22 protein-coding genes and 9 tRNA genes are annotated in these 21,105 nt (G+C 37.4%); 30 read left to right on the top strand and 1 reads right to left on the bottom strand.

The features are described 5' to 3' along the window. Positions 1-20 precede the first annotated feature (20 nt). The 22 genes from LLS04_RS00535 to LLS04_RS00430 all read left to right on the top strand — a co-directional run bounded on the left by LLS04_RS00535 (position 21) and on the right by LLS04_RS00430 (position 14,660). On the top strand, positions 21-203 hold the full coding sequence (locus LLS04_RS00535) for a hypothetical protein (protein WP_003775252.1): 183 nt from the start codon (positions 21-23) through the stop codon (positions 201-203). Positions 204-284: 81 nt separating this feature from the next. Continuing rightward, positions 285-1,511, top strand: a complete 1,227-nt coding sequence (gene pepT / locus LLS04_RS00530) for a peptidase T (RefSeq protein ID WP_323611348.1) — start codon at positions 285-287, stop codon at positions 1,509-1,511. Between the two features lie 16 nt (positions 1,512-1,527). After that, positions 1,528-2,355, top strand: a complete 828-nt coding sequence (locus LLS04_RS00525) for an energy-coupling factor transporter ATPase (RefSeq protein WP_323611346.1) — start codon at positions 1,528-1,530, stop codon at positions 2,353-2,355. After that, positions 2,331-3,179, top strand: coding sequence for an energy-coupling factor transporter ATPase (locus LLS04_RS00520; RefSeq protein ID WP_254006700.1), 849 nt, complete (start codon positions 2,331-2,333; stop codon positions 3,177-3,179). The genes LLS04_RS00525 and LLS04_RS00520 overlap by 25 nt, the downstream gene beginning before the upstream one ends. After that, complete coding sequence (locus tag LLS04_RS00515; RefSeq protein WP_323611343.1) at positions 3,176-3,973, top strand: energy-coupling factor transporter transmembrane component T family protein; 798 nt, start codon at positions 3,176-3,178, stop codon at positions 3,971-3,973. The genes LLS04_RS00520 and LLS04_RS00515 overlap by 4 nt, the downstream gene beginning before the upstream one ends. After that, on the top strand, positions 3,970-4,707 hold the full coding sequence (gene truA, locus LLS04_RS00510) for a tRNA pseudouridine(38-40) synthase TruA (RefSeq protein ID WP_323611341.1): 738 nt from the start codon (positions 3,970-3,972) through the stop codon (positions 4,705-4,707). The genes LLS04_RS00515 and truA overlap by 4 nt, the downstream gene beginning before the upstream one ends. Positions 4,708-4,811: 104 nt before the next feature. Next, positions 4,812-5,249, top strand: a complete 438-nt coding sequence (rplM, locus tag LLS04_RS00505) for a 50S ribosomal protein L13 (protein WP_003775260.1) — start codon at positions 4,812-4,814, stop codon at positions 5,247-5,249. An 8-nt stretch (positions 5,250-5,257) separates the two neighbouring features. Continuing rightward, positions 5,258-5,665 carry a 30S ribosomal protein S9 gene (gene rpsI / locus LLS04_RS00500; RefSeq protein WP_003775261.1) on the top strand — a complete coding sequence of 136 codons (408 nt, stop codon included), beginning with the start codon at positions 5,258-5,260 and terminating at the stop codon, positions 5,663-5,665. A 168-nt stretch (positions 5,666-5,833) separates the two neighbouring features. Then, positions 5,834-5,910 (top strand) — tRNA-Ile (locus LLS04_RS00495). A gap of 19 nt (positions 5,911-5,929) precedes the next feature. Beyond that, positions 5,930-6,005, top strand: a tRNA-Ala gene (locus LLS04_RS00490). A gap of 277 nt (positions 6,006-6,282) precedes the next feature. Beyond that, a tRNA-Ala gene (locus LLS04_RS00485) sits at positions 6,283-6,358 on the top strand. Positions 6,359-6,520: 162 nt separating this feature from the next. Next, a complete protein-coding gene (locus LLS04_RS00480) occupies positions 6,521-6,961 on the top strand; it encodes a Dps family protein (protein WP_003775262.1) in 441 nt (146 codons plus the stop codon). Between the two features lie 165 nt (positions 6,962-7,126). After that, positions 7,127-7,203, top strand: a tRNA-Ile gene (locus LLS04_RS00475). A 19-nt stretch (positions 7,204-7,222) separates the two neighbouring features. Beyond that, positions 7,223-7,298 (top strand) — tRNA-Ala (locus LLS04_RS00470). A 350-nt stretch (positions 7,299-7,648) separates the two neighbouring features. Further along, positions 7,649-7,725: transfer RNA gene (locus LLS04_RS00465), tRNA-Ile, on the top strand. Between the two features lie 22 nt (positions 7,726-7,747). Continuing rightward, positions 7,748-7,823 (top strand) — tRNA-Ala (locus LLS04_RS00460). A 137-nt stretch (positions 7,824-7,960) separates the two neighbouring features. Then, positions 7,961-8,395: a GNAT family N-acetyltransferase gene (locus LLS04_RS00455; RefSeq protein WP_323611338.1), complete on the top strand. Its 435-nt coding sequence runs from the start codon at positions 7,961-7,963 to the stop codon at positions 8,393-8,395. A gap of 127 nt (positions 8,396-8,522) precedes the next feature. Then, a complete protein-coding gene (locus tag LLS04_RS00450; protein ID WP_323611337.1) occupies positions 8,523-10,226 on the top strand; it encodes a Na/Pi cotransporter family protein in 1,704 nt (567 codons plus the stop codon). A gap of 123 nt (positions 10,227-10,349) precedes the next feature. Next, a complete protein-coding gene (locus LLS04_RS00445) occupies positions 10,350-12,038 on the top strand; it encodes a Na/Pi cotransporter family protein (protein ID WP_323611336.1) in 1,689 nt (562 codons plus the stop codon). A 12-nt stretch (positions 12,039-12,050) separates the two neighbouring features. Continuing rightward, entirely contained in the window at positions 12,051-12,533 is a 483-nt protein-coding gene (locus LLS04_RS00440; protein WP_323611335.1) for a nucleoside 2-deoxyribosyltransferase, read from the top strand. Between the two features lie 115 nt (positions 12,534-12,648). Further along, positions 12,649-14,145 carry an ATP-binding cassette domain-containing protein gene (locus LLS04_RS00435; protein ID WP_323611333.1) on the top strand — a complete coding sequence of 499 codons (1,497 nt, stop codon included), beginning with the start codon at positions 12,649-12,651 and terminating at the stop codon, positions 14,143-14,145. A gap of 98 nt (positions 14,146-14,243) precedes the next feature. Next, positions 14,244-14,660 (top strand): PPC domain-containing DNA-binding protein, encoded by a 417-nt coding sequence (locus LLS04_RS00430; protein ID WP_013853134.1) that lies wholly within the window; start codon positions 14,244-14,246, stop codon positions 14,658-14,660. Between the two features lie 27 nt (positions 14,661-14,687). Here LLS04_RS00430 and LLS04_RS00425 read toward each other — a convergent pair whose 3' ends face one another. Beyond that, positions 14,688-15,188: an LURP-one-related/scramblase family protein gene (locus LLS04_RS00425; RefSeq protein WP_323611331.1), complete on the bottom strand. Its 501-nt coding sequence runs from the start codon at positions 15,186-15,188 to the stop codon at positions 14,688-14,690. Positions 15,189-15,243: 55 nt separating this feature from the next. Here LLS04_RS00425 and LLS04_RS00420 point away from each other — a divergent pair. The 8 genes from LLS04_RS00420 (at position 15,244) to murJ (ending at position 20,973) form a co-directional block, all read left to right on the top strand. Next, positions 15,244-15,319 (top strand) — tRNA-Thr (locus tag LLS04_RS00420). Positions 15,320-15,554: 235 nt separating this feature from the next. Then, complete coding sequence (locus LLS04_RS00415; RefSeq protein ID WP_013853133.1) at positions 15,555-15,863, top strand: PTS lactose/cellobiose transporter subunit IIA; 309 nt, start codon at positions 15,555-15,557, stop codon at positions 15,861-15,863. An 80-nt stretch (positions 15,864-15,943) separates the two neighbouring features. Next, positions 15,944-17,473 carry a helicase HerA-like domain-containing protein gene (locus LLS04_RS00410; RefSeq protein WP_323611330.1) on the top strand — a complete coding sequence of 510 codons (1,530 nt, stop codon included), beginning with the start codon at positions 15,944-15,946 and terminating at the stop codon, positions 17,471-17,473. A 75-nt stretch (positions 17,474-17,548) separates the two neighbouring features. Continuing rightward, complete coding sequence (locus LLS04_RS00405; protein ID WP_003775282.1) at positions 17,549-17,854, top strand: PTS sugar transporter subunit IIB; 306 nt, start codon at positions 17,549-17,551, stop codon at positions 17,852-17,854. A gap of 69 nt (positions 17,855-17,923) precedes the next feature. Then, positions 17,924-18,346, top strand: a complete 423-nt coding sequence (locus LLS04_RS00400; RefSeq protein ID WP_323611328.1) for a flavodoxin domain-containing protein — start codon at positions 17,924-17,926, stop codon at positions 18,344-18,346. 360 nt (positions 18,347-18,706) lie between these two features. Then, entirely contained in the window at positions 18,707-19,189 is a 483-nt protein-coding gene (gene coaD, locus LLS04_RS00395; RefSeq protein ID WP_323611327.1) for a pantetheine-phosphate adenylyltransferase, read from the top strand. An 8-nt stretch (positions 19,190-19,197) separates the two neighbouring features. Further along, positions 19,198-19,273, top strand: a tRNA-Arg gene (locus LLS04_RS00390). Between the two features lie 173 nt (positions 19,274-19,446). Next, positions 19,447-20,973, top strand: coding sequence for a murein biosynthesis integral membrane protein MurJ (gene murJ / locus LLS04_RS00385; protein WP_323611326.1), 1,527 nt, complete (start codon positions 19,447-19,449; stop codon positions 20,971-20,973). The last annotated feature ends 132 nt before the right edge of the window (positions 20,974-21,105 follow it).

Below are 21,105 nucleotides of genomic sequence, written 5' to 3'. Positions count from 1 at the left end.
TAAGAAAGGGAGGATCATGTATGAAAAAAGTATTTCCACTCGCAATTCTTGGCGCCGCAATTGGAGCTGCAGGTTATTATATGAATCAAAATAACAAAAAGCATGTTGAGAAAACGATTGAAACTCTCGATGAAATTAGCCGATCTGCAGCAGATACGGTCTCAGAACTTGCACAAGAAATTGATGAATCGGAAGAAGCTTAGTAAAACTAAGCTTTTTTTAGTTTTACGGTCTCAAATATGATAAAATATCATAAGTAAACACATAAAAAGGTGAGGTAAACAATGAAAAAGACACTAATAGAACGACTTGTTCGTTATACAAAAATTAATACCCGTTCCGATGCGGCGTCCAAAACGATTCCATCATCAAAAAACCAATTTGATTTAGCTGAGGTTCTTTATAATGAGTGCATTCAAATCGGTCTTGAAAAAGTTCATATGGATGAATTTGGTATTGTAACTGCGCTATGTCCATCTAATGTTGATGTTGATGTGCCTACCATTGGATTTATTGCACACATGGATACGGCCGATTTTAATTCGGAAAATGTTAAACCACGCGTTATCGAAAATTACGATGGTTCTGATATTGTTCTGAATGAAGAACTAGACATCATTTCAAAGGTTTCAATGTTCCCATCACTTAAAGATTATGTTGGGAAAACATTAATTGTGACTGATGGTACAACTTTACTCGGCGCAGATAACAAGGCTGGAGTTACGGAAATTATGACTGCCATGGAATATCTAATTGAGCATCCAGAGGTAAAACACGGAGATATTCGGATTGCGTTTACCATCGATGAAGAAATCGGTACAGGGGCTGAGAGTTTTGATGTTGAAGCTTTTGGAGCTGATTTTGCCTATACTGTTGATGGTGGTGCTTTAGGTGAAATGGAATATGAAACATTTAATGCGGCGGAATCCGTTGTTACTGTGAAGGGTGTTTCGGTACATCCAGGATCTGCGAAAGATACAATGGTAAATGCTTCTGTGGTAGCACATGAATTTTTTGCAATGTTACCGATTCAAGAGCGACCTGAACACACTGTGGGTTATGAAGGATTTTACTTATTAACCGAGATGAGTTCAAATATTGAAGATGCAACGATGTCATTTATCATTCGTGATCATGATATGGATCTGTTTACACGTCGTAAGGAAATGTTAGACACCATCGCATTAAAACTTAACGAGAAATATGGCTACGAATGTGTTTCTGTTAAAACTACAGATACTTACTACAATATGAAGAACATTATCGAAAAAGACATGAGCATTGTGGAATTGGCTAAAAAAGCGATGGTTTCAATCGATGTGGAACCTATTATTGCACCGGTACGTGGTGGTACGGATGGATCCCGTCTTTCTTATATGGGATTACCAACACCGAACCTATTTACAGGCGGTGAGAATTTCCACGGTAAACATGAGTTTGCAGTTGTGGAAACCATGGTTAAAGCTACAGAGTTGATTATTGCGATATCAGAGTTAAATACAAAGCGCTAGTTTGGAGTGATTAGAGTTGAAACAATTAGCAGTTAATGGGTTGACGTTTTCTTACGATGGTACAAGAAATGCTGTCGACAACGTATCTTTTAATGTTAAAAAGGGTGATTATGTAACCGTAATTGGCCATAACGGAAGTGGTAAATCTACACTTGCGAAACTTATAATTGGGTTACTTGAAAGTAATGCTGGGACCATCGAAATCGATGAGTTACGATTGAATCCAGAGAATGTTTATGATATACGAGAGAAAATTGCAATCGTATTTCAAAATCCTGATAACCAGTTTATTGGTTCAACGGTTCGGGATGATATCGCATTTGGTTTGGAAAATCGTATGATTGCCCCAGATGAAATGGATTCTTTGATTCAGACTTATTCGAAACGTGTCGGCATGGAAGATTTTCTGAATCATGAACCTACAAAATTAAGTGGGGGACAAAAACAACGTGTAGCCATTGCAGGTGTTTTAGCAATGCAACCCGAGTTACTTGTTCTAGATGAAGCAACAAGTATGCTTGATCCAAAAGGTCGAAAAGAAGTGAATGATCTTGTCCATGAATTGCATACTGAAAACAAAATGAGTATTTTATCGATCACTCACGACATTGAAGAAGTAACAATGAGTGATTATGTCATCGTAATGAATGAAGGTAAAATTGCGATGCAGGGAACTCCTGAAGAAATACTAATTCATGCGGAACGTTTAGTAGCGTTATCGCTTGATATTCCTTTTAGTCTTAAATTTTTCCAAGCGATGATGGCGTGTGGCATTGAATTATCTACGCCATATGATTTAGAAGGGATGGTGGAAGAGTTATGTCAATTACGTTCGAAGATGTAAGTTATGTTTATTCTCCGAATTCTCCCTTTTCTCACCATGCATTGACGGATATTAACACTACCCTTGAGACTGGAAAAATTACAGCCATAATTGGAGCAACCGGGAGTGGTAAATCTACATTGGTCCAACATTTGAATGGGCTCATTCAACCCACAAGCGGTGTCGTAACAATCTTAGATCATAAAATCAAAGCAAATGATAAGACACGAAATTTGAAGCAACTACGGTCAAAGGTCGGTTTGGTATTTCAATTTCCTGAAATGCAACTTTTTGAAGAAACAATATACAAAGATGTAGCATTTGGACCTAAGAATTTTGGCTTTACCGAAGAACAAATTCAAGAAAATGTATCGCGTTCTTTAAATCTTGTAGGGATTCATCCAGATATTTGGGAACGCTCACCTCTTGATCTTTCAGGAGGACAAAAGCGCCGCGTTGCAATTGCGGGTGTTCTTGCTACAAATCCAGATGTGATTGTTCTTGATGAGCCGACGGCAGGTCTTGATCCGCAGGGGAGTAAAGATATGATGGACTTGTTTGTTCGTTTAAACAAAGAAATGAAAAAAACAGTAATTATGGTAACCCATGATATGGATCATGTTCTAAGATATGCGGACAATGTTTTAGTGCTCAATCACGGGAGTGTCTTTTACGATGGACCCGTCCAGGATTTCTTTGATGACTCAAATAAACTTGAATCTTTGGGATTTGTAGCACCTAAAATCCTTCAATTAAAGCAACTACTTAAAAAGGGCGGCTTTAATTCATCCACATCTTTGGATCTTGATGAGATTGCTCAAATGATTGAGGGGGATTTAAAATGAACGATATCGCATTAGGTCGTTATGTTCCACTCGACTCAAAAATTCATAAATTAGACCCACGTATCAAGATCATTGCGATGCTTGTCCTTATGGTCTCCATTTTTATGGTGAAAAATGTTTGGGCAAATGTATTCCTTTTCTTCTTTTTTGTTTGCGCAATTCTTGCTTCAAAATTAACCTTTAAATTTATCCTAAAGTCCATTAAACCCATGTTATTCATGCTAATCTTTTTATTTGTCATGAATATGTTTTTGATTCGTGAGGGAACTTTACTATTTCAATTTTCTTTCTTTAAAATTTACAGTGGAGCCCTCTATCAAACTGCATTTATTGTAACGCGGTTAGTTCTAATGATTATGGTTACTACGCTGCTTACAGCTACAACAGCACCACTTGATTTAACACTGGGCATCGAAGACTTATTAAATCCATTAAAAAAAATTGGAGTGCCTTCTCATGAGATTGCTATGATGATTTCAATTGCGCTTCGATTTATTCCAACGCTTATTGAAGATACGCAACGAATTATGGATGCACAAGCAAGTCGAGGTGTTGATTTAAAAGAAGGGTCGTTTAAAGAAAAAATTAACGGAGCCATATCGATGTTGATTCCTTTATTTGTTTCAATTTACCATCGTGCCGAAGATTTAGCGGATGCTATGGAAGCGCGTGGTTATTATCCCGGTAAAACAAGAACACGCTATAAACAACTGAAAATTAAATTTTCGGACTGGTTTATGTTAGTGCTCTGTGTGTGTGTGTTAATTGCAGTGATTGGATTGGGTCGTTTATGATGCGATTTAAAGCGACGGTTCAATATGATGGATCCATGTTTAAAGGATGGCAAAAGCAACCTTCAGGTCGTTGTGTTCAAACAGAGATTGAATCTGTACTGACAAGAATCAATAAAGTACCCATTCATATAAGTGGATCAGGACGTACTGACGCAGGAGTCCATGCTTTAGGTCAGGTCTTTCATTTTGATAATGTTGTGAATATGGATGAGAAGCAATTATTTCGTGCCCTTAACACCCTCTTACCTGATGATATAAAAATTAGTGAGATCCAATCAGTTGATTCGAATTTTCATGCGCGTTTTGATGTTGTATCAAAAACCTACGAATATCAACTCAATATGGGAACTTATAATCTTTTTGAACGAAATTATGTTTATCAGTATAATGAACCCTTAGACCTTCAAGCAATGCGCGATGCAATGAAATCATTTGTTGGTACTCATGATTTCACAACCTTCAATGCCACTGGTCTTGATGAAATTAAAAACCAGGTTCGAACGATTACCGATTTCGATTTAATCGTGACGGGAGATCACCTTCGCTTTGTCATAACAGGAGACGGATTTCTCCGTTATATGGTGCGCATGATTGTTGCGACATGTGTCGCATGTGGAAGTGGTAAATGTGATGCTGAAGAGATCACCCAGATGCTTAAAGCAGCTGATAAAAACAGTGTTTCCTACAATATTGATGCTTGTGGTTTATACTTAAAGAAAGTTAACTATAAATAAAGTTTGTTTTCTTGACATGAGCCTATAAAAAGCATACAATAGTAATCGGCACTTTATGCCAATAGTAGCCCCGGAAACTACTTTTGGTTTAGGAGGAAATTATTATGCGTCAAACAACTATGACGAAACCAGCAGAGGTTGTACGCCAATGGTACATCGTCGACGGAACAAACATGACATTAGGTCGTCTTGCGAGTGAAGTTGCACATGTATTACGTGGTAAACACAAACCTTCATACACACCTAACGTTGATGGTGGAGATTACGTTATCGTAATCAACGCTGACAAAATTAAAGTCAGTGGAGATCAAGAATATAAGAAAATGTACTACAATCACTCACACTACCCAGGTGGTATGAGAGAACGTTCAACACGTACAATGCGCGAAACATATACAATCGAATGGGTTGAAAGAGCTATTCATGGTATGTTACCACATACACGTTTAGGCGATAAACAACGTACACACTTATTTGTATACAAGGGCGAAAACCACCCACACACAGCACAACAACCTGTGGAAATGGTTATTAAGGGATAGGAGAATATATGACAACAAAAAACAAAAACGCTGTACAATACCTAGGTACAGGACGTCGTAAGACATCTGTTGCTCGTGTTTATTTAACTCCTGGAACAGGTGTGATTACAATTAATCACAAACCAATTGAAGAGCATTTGCCTTCAGAACTATTACGTATGACAGTTCGTTCACCATTTGAAGTTACTTCAACTCAAGATACATTTGACGTAAATGTTAATGTTAAAGGTGGCGGTTTAACAGGTCAAGCCGGAGCAATCCGTCATGGTATTACTCGTGCTTTAATGGAAGCATCAGTAGATTACCGTCCATTGTTAAAAGCAGCTGGATTCGTTACACGTGATCCACGTGCTAAAGAACGTAAAAAACCAGGGTTACGCGGCGCTCGTCGTGCACCTCAATTCTCAAAACGTTAATCTCAAAGATTTTCAATTTTGGAAACTCTCACTTCGGTGGGAGTTTTTTTATGCTGTGTGGCTCTAAAATCACCTCAAAGAAGCTTTTTAAAGGAAATTTCACTATTTCACAAATATCAATTGACACCCTTATTCATAGATGATATATTGTTATGGCAGTTAAGAAATGGGCCTGTAGCTCAGTTGGTTAGAGCGCACCCCTGATAAGGGTGAGGTCGCTGGTTCGAATCCATTCAGGCCCACCATTTCTTTAAATAAAATTTTGGGGTTTTAGCTCAGCTGGGAGAGCGCCTGCCTTGCACGCAGGAGGTCAACGGTTCGATCCCGTTAAGCTCCACCAATTTTAAATTAATAGCCATTCATCGAATGGTTTTTTTTTTATTCACTTAGTTAATGATGGGTGGATTCTATCAACGTTATGATGTCTCAGAAAGCCTTTTTACGCCGGTTTAAGCGGTGTTAACGCTTCTTTGCATCTGTGACTGGAAACTGTTTTGTTTAACGCTTAGTGGCGCTTGAATAAGGAGGTGTCGGAATATTAAAAATATATACTATATTGCTTAATTAACTATTGTTTTTTTTAGATTCCTATGATATTATAAATACACGAAATACATGGGGTTTTAGCTCAGCTGGGAGAGCGCCTGCCTTGCACGCAGGAGGTCAACGGTTCGATCCCGTTAAGCTCCACCAAATTTCAAATAACAAACGACATCTAATGTCGTTTTTTTTTATGATGTCGCTGAGTTGTTCTTGAATTCAATTATGTGATGACTTGATACAAGATTATCACGGTCATTTCATTGCAAATATCTGGGTATCGGCGTTATACTATACCTATAGGAGGATTTTGAGATGAATAACTTGTATGAAGAAATGAATGTATTTTTAGCGGATCAAATTGTTTTGGGTATGAAAATTCATAATATCCACTGGTTCTTAAAAGGTGAAGGTTTCTTCCCAGTTCATGAGCAAATGGACACATATTATGAAGAAGCAGAAGAACGCATTGATGAAGTTGCTGAACGCCTTCTAACAATCGGATCAAAACCTGTAGGTAATTTAGCGGAAGTACTAAAAATGACTTCAATTAAAGAATTGGATCAATCATGGAAAACCGCAAAAGAAGGATTTGAACACTTGATTGTGGATTTTGAACACATGAATCGTTCCGCATTACGTCTCGTTGAACTTGCTGAAGCAGCAAACGATCCTGGAACAGCAGACTACTTTACTGCAGTATCACAAGATCTTGGCAAGAACTTATGGATGTTCAATGCATACATCCGCGATTAATTGTTAAATTAAGAGCATCCTAGGATGCTTTTTTTTATGTTTTGTAGGACAGAATGCAACGGTAAAATCACGTTTTTGATTTATTTTTTTTATTTGTTTGTTTTGGTCCATTTCGTGTTGACACGGGTGTTTGAGAGTGGTATATTATTAAGGCAGTTAAGAAATGGGCCTGTAGCTCAGTTGGTTAGAGCGCACCCCTGATAAGGGTGAGGTCGCTGGTTCGAATCCATTCAGGCCCACCATTTCTTTTATTTAAATTTTGGGGTTTTAGCTCAGCTGGGAGAGCGCCTGCCTTGCACGCAGGAGGTCAACGGTTCGATCCCGTTAAGCTCCACCAATTTATATATTTATAAACGTTCATATAGAGAATTCTTTCTCAATACGAGCGTTTTTTTTGAGGAATTAAACAAATGTTTGAAAAATTAGAACACTATATTAAGATTTAAAATTAAAAGGTCTCATGAACTGTATGAACTGTGCGTTTTGGTGTTTTTTTTGATTAATCAATTGAGTGTGATCAGAACATGTCTGATTTGCGTTGTGGATGGTGAATTAATTTGTTTCTGACGTTAATATAGACGCGAATGGTGATGTAAAAGAACACAGTTATAAAAAGTGATATTTGTTTGAAAATCTTATTGACACGCTATGTTTTGGGTGGTATATTATTAAGGCAGTCAAGGAAATGGGCCTGTAGCTCAGTTGGTTAGAGCGCACCCCTGATAAGGGTGAGGTCGCTGGTTCGAATCCATTCAGGCCCACCATTTTAACTTGACAATATGACTTGGGGTTTTAGCTCAGCTGGGAGAGCGCCTGCCTTGCACGCAGGAGGTCAACGGTTCGATCCCGTTAAGCTCCACCATATATAAAATAACACATGACTTCGGTCATGTTTTTTTTCGTTATCAATGCCTTTATCTTAAGAATACACAGAACTCTCGTTAAAATGTCCGTTTTAATCATGCCTTAACCGTTATAATAAGGATAAGAGGTGATGAGATGATTCGAACGATAGATATACATAGAGATGATGTGATGCGTCTTGTAGATGTGTGGGAACAGTCTGTGCGTGATACACATGATTTTATCACAGAAGAAATGATTGATGCGATGCGTCCCGAAGTTCATACAGCTTTTGCTTCAATGGATGCGGTTGTCGTATATGAAGATCATGATACGATTACGGGATTTATGGGAGTTTTAGATCGTAAAATTGAAATGCTTTTTCTTGATGCTTCAGCACGTGGGCAAGGTGTTGGTTCTCGTTTAATCCAATATGCAATTTCAGAATACGCAGTTGATCGTGTGGATGTGAATGAACAAAATTATCAAGCCCGAGGATTTTATGAACATTTAGGCTTTGAAGTATTTGAAAGCTCTGAGTTTGATGAAGCAGGACGTCCATTCCCAATCTTACATATGAAGCGTCGTTGAGGCTGTTTTAGAATGGAATTTTGTATGTTTAATGTCACAAAAAAAGAAATGTTAATTTAATTTCATATTCACCGTTTTTTCACGTGGTATTATGTGGATGGTCGAATTTTATAAATGGAGGCATACTATGCAATTATTGGCTGCACAATCACAGTCTATTATGGATTTAGGAATTCACGTTATTTTAGGTGGATTCGGCTTGTTTATGTTGGGAATTAATTTATTAGGGGATGGTTTTAAAAAAGTTGCGGGAAATCGCATGCGCGATTATATTGATAAATATACAAGTAACCTTTTTTCTGCGATTTTAGTAGGGGCGTTGATTACCGGAATTATGCAATCCAGTTCCGCTGCAACGGTTATTTCTATTTCGCTTGTTCGTGCGGGGTTGATGCGCTTAGACCAGGCAATTGGGATTTCGTTGGGTGCTAATATTGGTACAACAGTAACAGCAATTATCGTGGGTCTAAATATTGATGAAATGGGTTATTTCTTCCTGTTTATCGGTGCGATGATGGTCTTATTTGCATCACGTCGTGATATCAAGAACTACGGTCAAGTTGTTCTTGCATTTGGTTTAACGTTTGTTGGGTTACAGATTATGAGTGAAAAACTTATGTTGATACAACAGATGCCATTTTTTGAAGCGTTAATGGTTCAATTATCCGATCATCCATGGTTTGCGATGTTGGGTGGTACGGTGCTTACAGGAATCATTAACTCATCTTCCGCAACAATTGCGGTAGTTCAAAAGATATATGGTAATGGTGGTATGTCAATGGTGGCAGCAACTGCATTTGTATTTGGTTCCAATATCGGTACAACGGTAACGGCGTTGTTTGCATCAATGGGTGGTTCCATTGCGACACGTCGTGCTGGATTATTCCATACAATGTTTAATGTTATTGGAGCAGTCTTGATGATGCTGTTTGTAACACCTTATTCACAGTTTATCTTAAAAATTAATGCATTAATGGGCGGTACGGATGCGATGGCAGTGGGAATTGCGCATTTCGTTTTTAATCTCTTCTTTGCGATTCTAGTTATTCCGTTTGTTCCTGCCTTTATTCGTCTTCTTAAGATTTTAATACCTGGAGAAGATAAAATTAGAAGTCGTGAAAAACTGAAACCCCTTGATCGTGACATTATTCATACTTACCCAGAAGGTGCCCTTCAATTAGCGAAGGCGCGTACAACCAAGATGGGTGATTTAGTGCTCGAAGCAGTTGATGCATCGCATGCATATCTTCATTCAAAAGATGATGAGGATTATGAAATCGTGATGCAACTTGAGGGTATGGTGAATCAGTTGGATACGGAATTAACGGAGTATTTGTTGGAGATTATGAAGCATAGTAATTCAGATTCGCATATTGCGGATACGTATACAAAATATTTAGAAGTTATTAAAAATTACGAGCGCATGAGTGATTTATCAACGAACTTAGTTGAATTCTATCGCATGGTTTTTGAAAACCGTGAGAATTTCTCAGCAGATGCATTGCATGATTTGGATACTATGTATAAACTCTTAATGGATATGATGCGTCGTTCTCTTAAGATCTTTGATACTGAGGATTTAACGCGTTTTGAGGCTTTAATTCGCGATGAGGAGTATTTAGACTTGATTGAGGATAAATATCGTGAGAAACACTTCCAACGTATGGCGGAAGGGATTTGTGATGAAAAAGTTGCGAGTTCCATCTTTATTGATGTTCTTGGTATTTTAGAGCGTATTGGTGATCATGGTGTTAATGTTTCGCGCTATGTGCATTCCGCAGTCGGTGTGCATGCGAATCGAGAAGATGTAATTCTAAAATCAAATAACTAATTCTAAAACTGAAACCTTAAAGCTTCAGTTTTTTCTTTTCATTCTTTTAAAGAAATATGTACCATGCTTGAATGATATTGTGATATTATGGTGATGGTCTAAATTTTTTTTATGGAGGAAAGAATGAATAGTTTATTCTTGGCAACTCAAAATCCGTCATTTTCGGATTTGGGTATTAATGTCATTCTAGGTGGATTCGGCCTTTTTATTCTCGGGATTAAGTTCCTTGGGGAGGGATTAAAGGAAGCCGCAGGGCCTAAAATACGAGATTATATTGAAAAATACACGAGTAATACCGTTATGGCAATTTTGGTTGGAGTTGCGATTACCGCAATTATGCAATCCAGTACCGCTGCGACTGTTATCTCGATTAGTTTAGTTCGTGCAGGATTGATGCGTTTGGATCAAGCAATTGGTATTTCAATTGGCGCAAACGTAGGAACGACTGTCACGGCATTAATGATTGGTTTAAATGTTGATGAATTAGGCTTTTACTTTTTATTTGTAGGTGCAATGATCATTGCATTTTCAAAGCGAAAGAAGTATAAAAATATCGGACAGATTTTATTTGGTTTTGGAATTACGTTTGTGGGTCTAAAGCTTATGAGTGATAAGCTTATTTTGATTCAAGAATACCCATTCTTTGAAGCATTTATGCTTAAAATGTCTCAAAGTCCTTGGCTTGCGCTTTTTGCAGGTACGATTGCGACTGCGGTTATTAACTCTTCAATGGCTGTGATTGCGCTTGTACAAAAAATTTATGCAAACGGTGGGATGTCGATGGTCGCTGCTTCAGCTTTTGTATTTGGTTCAAATATCGGGACTACCCTTACGGCAGTGCTTGCATCCATTGGCGGTTCTGTATCAACTCGACGTGCCGGATGGTTTCATGTAATTTTTAACTTTACAGGTGCAATTATTGTTATGATATTAATTGAGCCATACTCAGCATTTATTGTAAGTGTTAATGCATTAATTGGCGGTTCACCGGCATTTGCGGTAGGACTGAACCATTTCTTCTTTAATCTCATATTTGCGATTGTTATTATACCTTTTGTACCTGCATTTATTCGTCTTATGGAGTTTTTAATTCCAGGAGAAGATAAAATCAAAGAACGTGAGAAAATTAAGCCTCTTGATTACGGTTTAATTGGAACATTCCCAGAAGGTGCGCTTCAATTAGCGCGTAAAACAATCGTTAAAATGGCGGATTTGGTTTTAGAGTCTGTAGAAACTTCAAATCAATTCTTACATTCACGTGATATGGAAGATTATGATGTGGTGATGCAACTTGAGGAAATGGTTAACAGTTTGGATACTGATCTTACGAAGTATTTGCTTGAGATTGCGAAACAAACAGATGTTTCAGGTCATATTACGGAAGAATATACGAAAAACTTAGAAATTATAAAAAATTACGAACGCATGAGTGATCTCTCAACAAACTTAGTAGAATTCTACAAAATGAGTTTTGAGAATCGCGAATCGTTTTCTGAAGATGCACTTCGCGATTTGGATACCATGTATCAACTCCTTATGGATATGTTGAAGCGTTCTACGAAGATTTTTGAACGTGAAGATTTTTCGGGCTTTGATTCACTATGCCGTGATGAGGAGTATATGGATCTTATCGAAGAAAAGTATCGTGAAAAACACTTCCAACGTATGGCGGAGGGAATTTGTGATGCGAAGGTTACAAGTTCAATTTATATTGATATTTTAGGTATTCTTGAGCGTATTGGAGATCACGGTGTTAACATTGCACGTAACATGTTTTCAGCTGTGAAGTTGCATACTTCAGACGAACATTAAAAGGGGGATATTATGAAGAAAATTTATTTTGCAAGTCCGTTGTTTACACATATGGAGTTTCGTTATAATGCGGTAGTGGTTTCGCAAATTCGATCGGCTTATCCAAACTTGGAAGTGTACCTTCCTCAGGAACAGATGGAAATTAACGATAAAAACAGTTATGCGAATTCAATGATGATTGCGAAAGCGGATACTGATGCGCTTTTGAAGTCAGATCTTGTTATTGCGGTGTTGGACGGTCAAACAATTGATGCGGGTGTTGCATCTGAGGTTGGTGTTGCATACCAAGCAAACATTCCAATGATCGGTCTCTATACCGACAGTCGCCAGCAAGGCGCAAATAATGTTGAGAAAATCAATGCTTTGCGTGATGTTGCGGAATCACAATTTTCTTATGTAAATCTATACACTGTAGGTCTTATTAAACTTAAGGGTACAGTTGTTACGGATGAACAAACCTTAATTGAACTGATCGGTGAAATACTCGGTCTTTAAATGACTTATTTGACAACGTCTTTGTTTTTGGTTATAGTATCACTAATAAGGCGGTGGGAACATGGACAGAAATTCTTTCTAAATCATTAATCATAAAATAGGAGGAAGTTTTGTCATGTTTAATTTTAGTCTTAATGTTAAGACGGGAACAGGGCGCGAGCTTATCGCGCCTTTTTCTATGTCTTTAAATCAAAATGATCGAGTTGCATTAATTGGGGAAGAGGGAAATGGTAAGAGTTTAACACTGAAAGCTCTCGCTCAAGATGCGTCACTTAAAGATCTCTATGTAACGAAAACAGTAAGCAGTCATACGGTTGTATTTGGTTATTTAAATCAAGAAATGACTCAGAATGAGCTTGAAATGGATGCATTAGCTTATATAATCAACGAGAAGTGGGAGTTATACGGTAATGTCTCACGCTTCTTAAAAGAAGTTTTACCCCATTTTGAACTCGAAGATTTAACCCGATCAATGCGTACCTATAGTGGTGGTGAGCGTGTTCGAATCCAATTATTAAGGTTGATGGTCCATCCTTGTGATTGTTATCTTCTTGATGAACCCAGCAATGACTTAGACTTGGATACACCGATCCGGCTTGAAGCTTGGATGCTGTCGCAAACTATTCCGATCATCTTTGTATCGCATGATATTATGCTTTTACAAACATGTGCGAATCGTATTGTACATCTTGAACAAACCCATCGTAAAACACGTTCTCGTGTGACTGTGTATGAGGGAACATACCAAGCGTATTCTGAAGATTTTTTAAGTCATATTCAAAAACACAATCACGATCTAAAGATGCGCCAAAAGGAAAAACAAAAACAAGAAGAGCGTTGGCTTAAGTTATATCAAAAAGTAGAACATCGTCAACGCACGCAAACGCGACAAGATCCTGCGAAGGGACGTCTGTTGAAGAAAAAAATGCATAATATTAAATCAATGGAACGACGATTTGAACGGGATGTATTACCTGAAAAACGAGATTTCGAAGGGGCGATTAAACTTTCCTTTGATGATCAAGAAAAAGTTCATCGTAAAAAAATCTTGGATTTCCATGAGGATGAATTGAAGTGCGGGGAAACAGTGTTAGCGCATGATCTTCAACTCATGGTTTACAGTCGTGATCGGATTGCGATTGTCGGGCGTAATGGCATCGGAAAAACAACCTTGCTGCATGAAATAGTGAAATGCTTTGATACTCATGAAGTTGGTGTCATGCATCAATCCTATGAACTTAATCTTGACTATAATCTTACGCCGATTGAAAATTGTGTTGTAGAAGGGTCTCGAGATGAACGTGGTAGCATTACAAACCACCTCGGTAGTTTAAAGTTCACAGAGATTGAAATGAATACACCAATGCTTCTGTTGTCTGGTGGACAAAAAGCAAAAGTGTCATTATTAAAACTTGTTCTTAAAAATCCTAAAGTCATCATTCTTGATGAGCCTACTCGTAACTTAAGTCCTTTGAGTGTAGGGGTTATTTATAACTTACTCAATGAGTATCAAGGTGCGATCATTTCCGTAACACATGACCGGACACTTATCCAAGAAGTTTTTGAGGATGTTTACTATTTTGATGCTTCGGGACTCTCAATTATTTCATAATATTTCCCGGGTGAATTTTTTGTGAAGAAAATTGAAATAGAATCTATTTGAGACTTTGCGTGAAAACAAGTAGAATAAGAAATAAGGACGGTGGGAATATGAAAGAACATGTAATTCGTTTAATGCCTGGTGATGATTTATTGCAAGGAATTGATGCTTACTGTAAGAAATTTCAAATTACATCAGGATATATAGGGACATGCGTTGGAAGTTTATCCAGTGTTGTCTTTCGTAAAGGTCATAATAAAAAAGAAATTCAATTACAGGGACCCTATGAAATTGTTTCGTGCGTTGGAACGGTTTCTCAAGGGGGTCACCATATTCATGCATCCATCAGTGACTTGGAATTTAAAGTTCTCGGTGGTCATGTTGCTTTGGGGTGTACCGTAAAGTCGACAGCGGAAATTGTGATCATTGAACTTGAACACCATCAACTAACACGAACAAAAGGTGAGTTATCTGGGTTTAAGGAACTTGAAATTGAAGTTACAGGGAATGTATGTAAAGAAAGTTAAAAAAAAGAACGGATGTTTCCGTTCTTTTTATGTGTTTGAGTTTTGTGTCGCTTGCGTAGCGCGTCTTAAATTCGCAAGTTCCGCATCAATCGCAATCGTAATACAAAGACAAAGTAATGCATTCTTGTCATCGTGAATATTCAGTTCATAACTATCGCCCCAACTAAACCATTTCTTGGAGAGGGTCATCAATGTCTTGTTATGAGAAGTGATGTTATAGCGATGTCCAAGATAATCACCACTGAGTTTCCAGTCTAGATGTCTAAGTGAGAATTTCATTTTGAATAAAGACAAATCTCTTTTCAAAAGTACATTGTGATCGGCTGTGCTGATGATGTATTGAGATAGAAAATGGAATGGTTTATGCTTCACGGTTGCAACGGGAGTTTGTGTCGCGTCTGTAATTGTGAATTTACGACCAATCGTAAGAATCGAACCATGCACTGAATATAGGGTAGTACCGTACTCATCTTTGACGTCAAATCGATCACGAATCGACAGTACGTGTTGTTTTACGTATAATTTCATATTTTTTCTCCCAGGGTCTTGATTTGAATGTAAATGAGATGTACAATTTAATCACGCCGGCTTAGCTCAATTGGTAGAGCAACTGAATCGTAATCAGTAGGTTGGGGGTTCAAGTCCTCTAGCCGGCACCATAACATTTACACCAGTTGGTGTTTTTTTTTTATATTCACAGTTTATCACAATCGCTCGAGGCAGTCGATGGTTGTTTTTTGAAATATATAGAAAAAACATTTCAAACTACACTTAGGTTGTAAGGGGTTTACGTCCTTTATTTAAAGGAATCGAATGAAATATTGTTTCAGTTTATTGGGCTACCAATTTGAAAATGAATTTGATATAATGACAATGTACATAAAGGAGAATATCATGGAAGGTTTAGAATTACTTAGTTTTCAAATGATTTCATTTAACGGGTCGGCTCGTTCATGTTTTGTGGAAGCAATTCAGGCAGCGAAAGAGGGCGACTTCGAACGTGCAGAACAGCTTATGGCTGAAGGTGAAGAACAATTTGTTGAGGGACATCGTGTTCATGCACAATTAATTCAACAAGAAGCTCAAAATGGCGCAACTCAAGTGAACTTGTTGTTGATTCATGCGGAAGATCAAATGATGAGCGCAGAAGTATTAAAAATTATGGCTACAGAGCTTATTGACATTCACAAGAAAATTCAATAAGAGCTGTGGCTCTTTTTTTATTTTTAGGCACATGGTACAATGCAATTAGTTAGATGGAAACATAAAATGAGGAGATCATCATGTTAAAAGAAAATAAAATATGGATTGCACAGGGCGAAGCACCAGTGTATATTTTACCGCAGATGTTAAATCGTCATGGACTGATTACGGGTGCTACAGGTACTGGTAAGACGGTTACGTTGAAAGTTTTAACGGAAGCATTGAGTGACTTAGGTGTTCCTACGTTTTTAGCGGATATTAAAGGTGATGTGTCCGGACTTGCCTCTGCAGGAGTTGATAACCCTAATGTATCCAGTCGCGTTGAAAAGTTTGGCGTGGAAGGATTTGAATATAAAGGGTTTCCTGTAACGTTTTGGGATATTTACGGTAAGGGTGGTATTCCCGTTCGTACTACGATTTCTGAAATGGGTCCTATCATGCTTTCAAAACTGATGGATCTTAATGAAACGCAAGCGAGTGTGTTATCTTTAGTTTTTAAAATTGCGGATGCACAAGGGTTGTTGTTGCTGGATATTAAGGATTTAAAAGCGATGTTGGACTATGTTTACCAAAACAATAAGGAACTTGCTGCGCAATATGGTTTAATGTCGACACAGACAATAGGTGCAGTTGTTCGTAAAGTTGTTTTCTTGGAAGAGCAAGGTGCAGATATTTTCTTTGGTGAACCTGCTTTAGATATCCAAGATTGGATTTGTACGGATTCAAATGGACACGGTATGATTAATGTTCTTCATAGTGTTGAGTTGTTCCGTCAACCAACCCTTTACGCAACCTTTTTACTTTGGATGTTATCGGAACTTTTTGAAACATTACCTGAAGTTGGGGACGTAGAGAAACCAAAGATGGTGTTCTTCTTTGATGAAGCGCATCTTCTGTTTAAGGACGTTCCGAAAGCGTTAGTGGATCGCATTGAACTTGTTGTTAAGTTGATTCGTTCAAAAGGAGTGGGTGTGTATTTTATCTCCCAAAGTCCTTCAGACATCCCCGATCGCGTTTTAAGTCAGCTTGGGAACCGAATCCAACATGCACTTCGTGCATACACGCCTGGGGAACAAAAACAGGTAAGAGCTGCAGCTCAAAGTTTTAGAACTAATCCGAATTTCAATACTGAGACAGCGATTATGGAACTGGGTACGGGAGAAGCGATTATTTCAACGCTTGATGAAAAGGGAACACCGCAAATTGCGGAGCGTGCTTTCGTGTTGCCGCCGCAAAGTCTTATGGCTGAAGTGGATGCAAGCATGCGAATGTCAATGATTCAAAACAGTAGTTTTAATCAAAAATATATGGAATCGATCGATCGATTTTCAGCGTATGAGTCACTAGCAGAAAAAATGACTCAAGCAGGGATTGAAGAGGAACAAGAAAAAGTGAATTTAGAACTTGAAAAAGAACGTCTCGCATTTGAGAAAGAGAAACAAAAATTAGAAAAAGAAAAAGAAAAATTACAAAACCGTAAGAAGACCACAACTCGTCATCGTCAGACACCGATTGAAAAGGGAATGAATCGTACGATGAGTACCATCGGTAACGAGTTAGGTAAAGCGATTACAAGAAACATCATGGGGATCCTTACTGGGAAGAAATGATTGGAAATGTTAACGCTTTCTTATAGACACTATTTCCCTTTGTTGTTATAATAGTTTCATATCGAGGAGGATATTATGAGAAAAATTATTTTATTATGTTCAGCAGGTATGTCAACAAGTATCCTTGTTACAAAAATGCAAGAAGCAGCTGCTGCACAAGGATATGACGTAGAAATATCAGCTCACGCTGTAAGTGAAGCCGCACGCGTTGGTGCTGATGCAGACATCATCCTGTTAGGACCTCAAGTTCGTTTTAATTTAAGTACAGTTCAAAAACAATTACCAGAAAAACCAATTGAAGTTATCGATATGCGTGCATACGGTACGATGAACGGTGAAGCTGTAATCGCGGAAGTGAAAAAAGTACTTGGTGATGCTTAAATCTAAAAATGTTAGTGTAAACTAACATTTTTTATTTTATAATAGTAAGTAATTACGATGGAGGTTATTATGAAAATAAATATCGTGTATTATTCAGCTTCAGGGAATACGCAAATGATTGCGGATTCAATTTACGAAGCAGTAGAAGATTTGGGCATTGAAGGCAGTAATGACTTTGTATCGGATGTAACGGCCGAATCCGTAATTGACGCAGATGTATTGTTCTTAGGGTCACCTGCTATGAATGACGAGAATGTTGAAGAATATGAGTTCAGACCGTTTTTTGATGAATTACTTCCGATGCTTTCGGGAAAACGCATCGTCCTTTTTGGTTCATATGATTGGGGCGAAGGTGTTTGGATTGAAAATTGGGAACAAGAAATTGTGGATGCTGGTGGTATTGTGGAACGTAAATTTGCGTACCAATGGGAACCGACAGAAGAACAATTAAAAGAGGCGTATGAAGAAACGAAAACAGTGCTATCAATGTAAATTCTTTCATTGAATGTATAATTTACATATTCTTTGTAAAAAGTGTTGACATTTTTCATTTGGAAGGTATAATAAGTTTATAGATAGTTCACCTATCTAAAAAAACTTGTCCTTTAGACCATCGTTCATAGATAATCTATTTCCTCAAAATTATATAAATTAAGTATTCCTCCAATAATACTGACGATGGATCTTAAAAAACACATCACTCCCAGATGTGTTTTTTTCTGTTTTCATCACAATGCTTTCAGTATCTTTTCACGAAACAAGGATCTGTCCTAAAAAAGTCAAAAGTCTGTCCGCTTTTGGCTTTTTTATAAAATCGAAATACGTTATAATAGACGTAAGTGAGGTATGTCTATGAAGGTTATGTATCCAGGATCTTTTGATCCCATCACAACAGGTCATATTGATTTAATCGAGCGTTGTGCAAAAATGTTCGATCACGTTGTTGTTGCGATAATGGTTAATGAAAAAAAATCGGGAACGTTTACAATGGCGGAGCGTTTAGAAATGGCTCATGAGTGTTTAAGTCATCTATCAAATGTTGAGGTTATGATTGGTGAAGGACTTACAATTGATTTTGCGCAAAAGCAAGCATGCCCAATTCTTATTAGAGGGATTCGTGCGGTTATGGATTATGAAAACGAATTACAATTAGCGACTTCAAATCGTGTTTTAAATGAAACGATTGAGACTTTGTTTTTGGTTGCGTCACCTAAATACTCGTACATATCTTCAAGCGTAGCACGTGAAATTGCCCGTTATGGTGGCGACCTTAAAGGATTTGTTCCACAAAATGTTGCAAGCCGGCTGTATCGAAAATACGATATTGTAGTTTAGGTTGTAATGCGGCTTTAGCTCAGTGGATAGAGCAAGTGCCTCCTAAGCGCTGTGTCACAAGTTCGATTCTTGTAAGTCGCACCAAATGTTTTTACTCTTGAAATAGTATCAAGAGTTTTTTTATTGTTATCACGATCTCTTTGTGAGCGCATCAGTTTTTAAAGGGATTTATGATATAATGTCTTATGCATATATAAAATAAATAAAAACATAAATCAAAGATCTCATTTTATGAGTTTAAGAGAGGATTATATTTTATGAAAAAGAACGCAATAGTATTAATATTGCTGATGGTATTTAATAAATTCTTTGGAATTTTTAGAGAGTTGTTATTGGCGAAGTATTTTGGTGCAACAGCGATTACAGATGCATACATCATTGCATCTTCAATTCCGAATTCGTTGTTTAGTTTTATTGCAACAGGAATTACGACTTCGTTTATTCCGATTTTTAGTAAGATTCATAAACGTGAAGGTAATGATAAAGCAGAGGCGTTCACAAGTAATATCATTAATATCTTACTTGTAGTCTTTGTGGGTGTTATTATATTGGCGGAAATCTTTACAGAACCTTTAGTACGTGTTTTTGCTTCAGGATTTAATGCCGAGACAATGGCTTTGGCGGTATCATTTACACGCATCACATTACTTGCTGTGTTCTTTCAAACAATTTTAGCGGTATTACAAGGTTATCTTCAAATTAAAGAACGCTTTGCAGCTCATGGTATCAGTTATGTCATCATGAATATTGTCATTGTTATAAGTATTATTTTATCGAAAGGAAATTCTGTTTACCTTCTGGCATATGGTGTAACACTTGCGATTGCTAGCCAGTCATTTTTTATCTATCTAATCGCCAAACGATCGGGCTATAAACATCAATTTAAATTAAAAATTCGAGATGAACATATTAAGATCATGCTTGTAATGGCGGTTCCTGTTATTATTGGATCGTCAATTGATCAAGTTAATGCAATTTTTGATAAGACCATTGCTTCCGGTGTTATTGAAGGTGGGATTTCGATTGTGAATTACTCAAATAAAATTAGCGACTCAATAATTGGTCTTTTTGTAAGTTCAATTATCACAGTGCTTTTTCCAGCAATGGCTAAGTTTGCGGCTAATGGAGATGATGAGGGCTTAAAGAATTCGATTTCAAATACGCTTATTGCAGTGAATATGATTGTTGTTCCGGCGACACTTGGAATGATGGTATTATCAAAACCTTTGGTTCAATTGTTTTTTGGCCGTGGTGCATTCACCCCAGAAGCAGTTGTTTTAACGTCTAATGTATTAATTGCTTCATGTCTGGGATTAATTGTGAATGCGAATGCGATGATTTTACTGCGTGTCTTTTACTCTTTAGGTGATACACGCCGACCTGTTGTTTATGGAGCAATCTCCGTTGCGTCAAACATCGTTGCGAGTTTATTCTTTGTTCAGTTTATGGGTCTACCGGGCTTAACTCTTGGTACAAGTATTTCAAAACTCGTATACTTTATTCTCATTTATTATTTCTTGTACAAGATGATTGGCGATTTCAATAATAAGTATATTTTCAAAACAGTTCTAAAACTGATTATTTCGGGATCAATTATGGCAGCGGTGGTCTTCTTCGCTTACCCATTAATTAGTCCTAAGTTTAGTTTGGTAACAGGACTTGTATTCGTAGTATTGATTGGAATGCTCGTTTATTTTGTTTCTGTCAAGTTAATGAAAATTGAAGAATTTGATCAAGCGATTGATAGCGTTAAAGTAAAATTTATAAGTAAAGTTAAACACTAAAGTTCTCATTTGAGAACTTTTTACTTGTTCGAAAACATGAGATGTGTTATATTTTGTTGGACTAGAAAGGTAGCAAATTGCTATCCGGTGAGACTTATGGGAAATGCGCCTACGTTAAAACATAATAAATAA

This window comes from Erysipelothrix enhydrae, from assembly GCF_035066605.1.
GTDB classification, from domain to species: domain Bacteria; phylum Bacillota_I; class Bacilli_A; order Erysipelotrichales; family Erysipelotrichaceae; genus Erysipelothrix; species Erysipelothrix amsterdamensis.
This window is presented reverse-complemented; position numbering and strand designations above follow the sequence as displayed.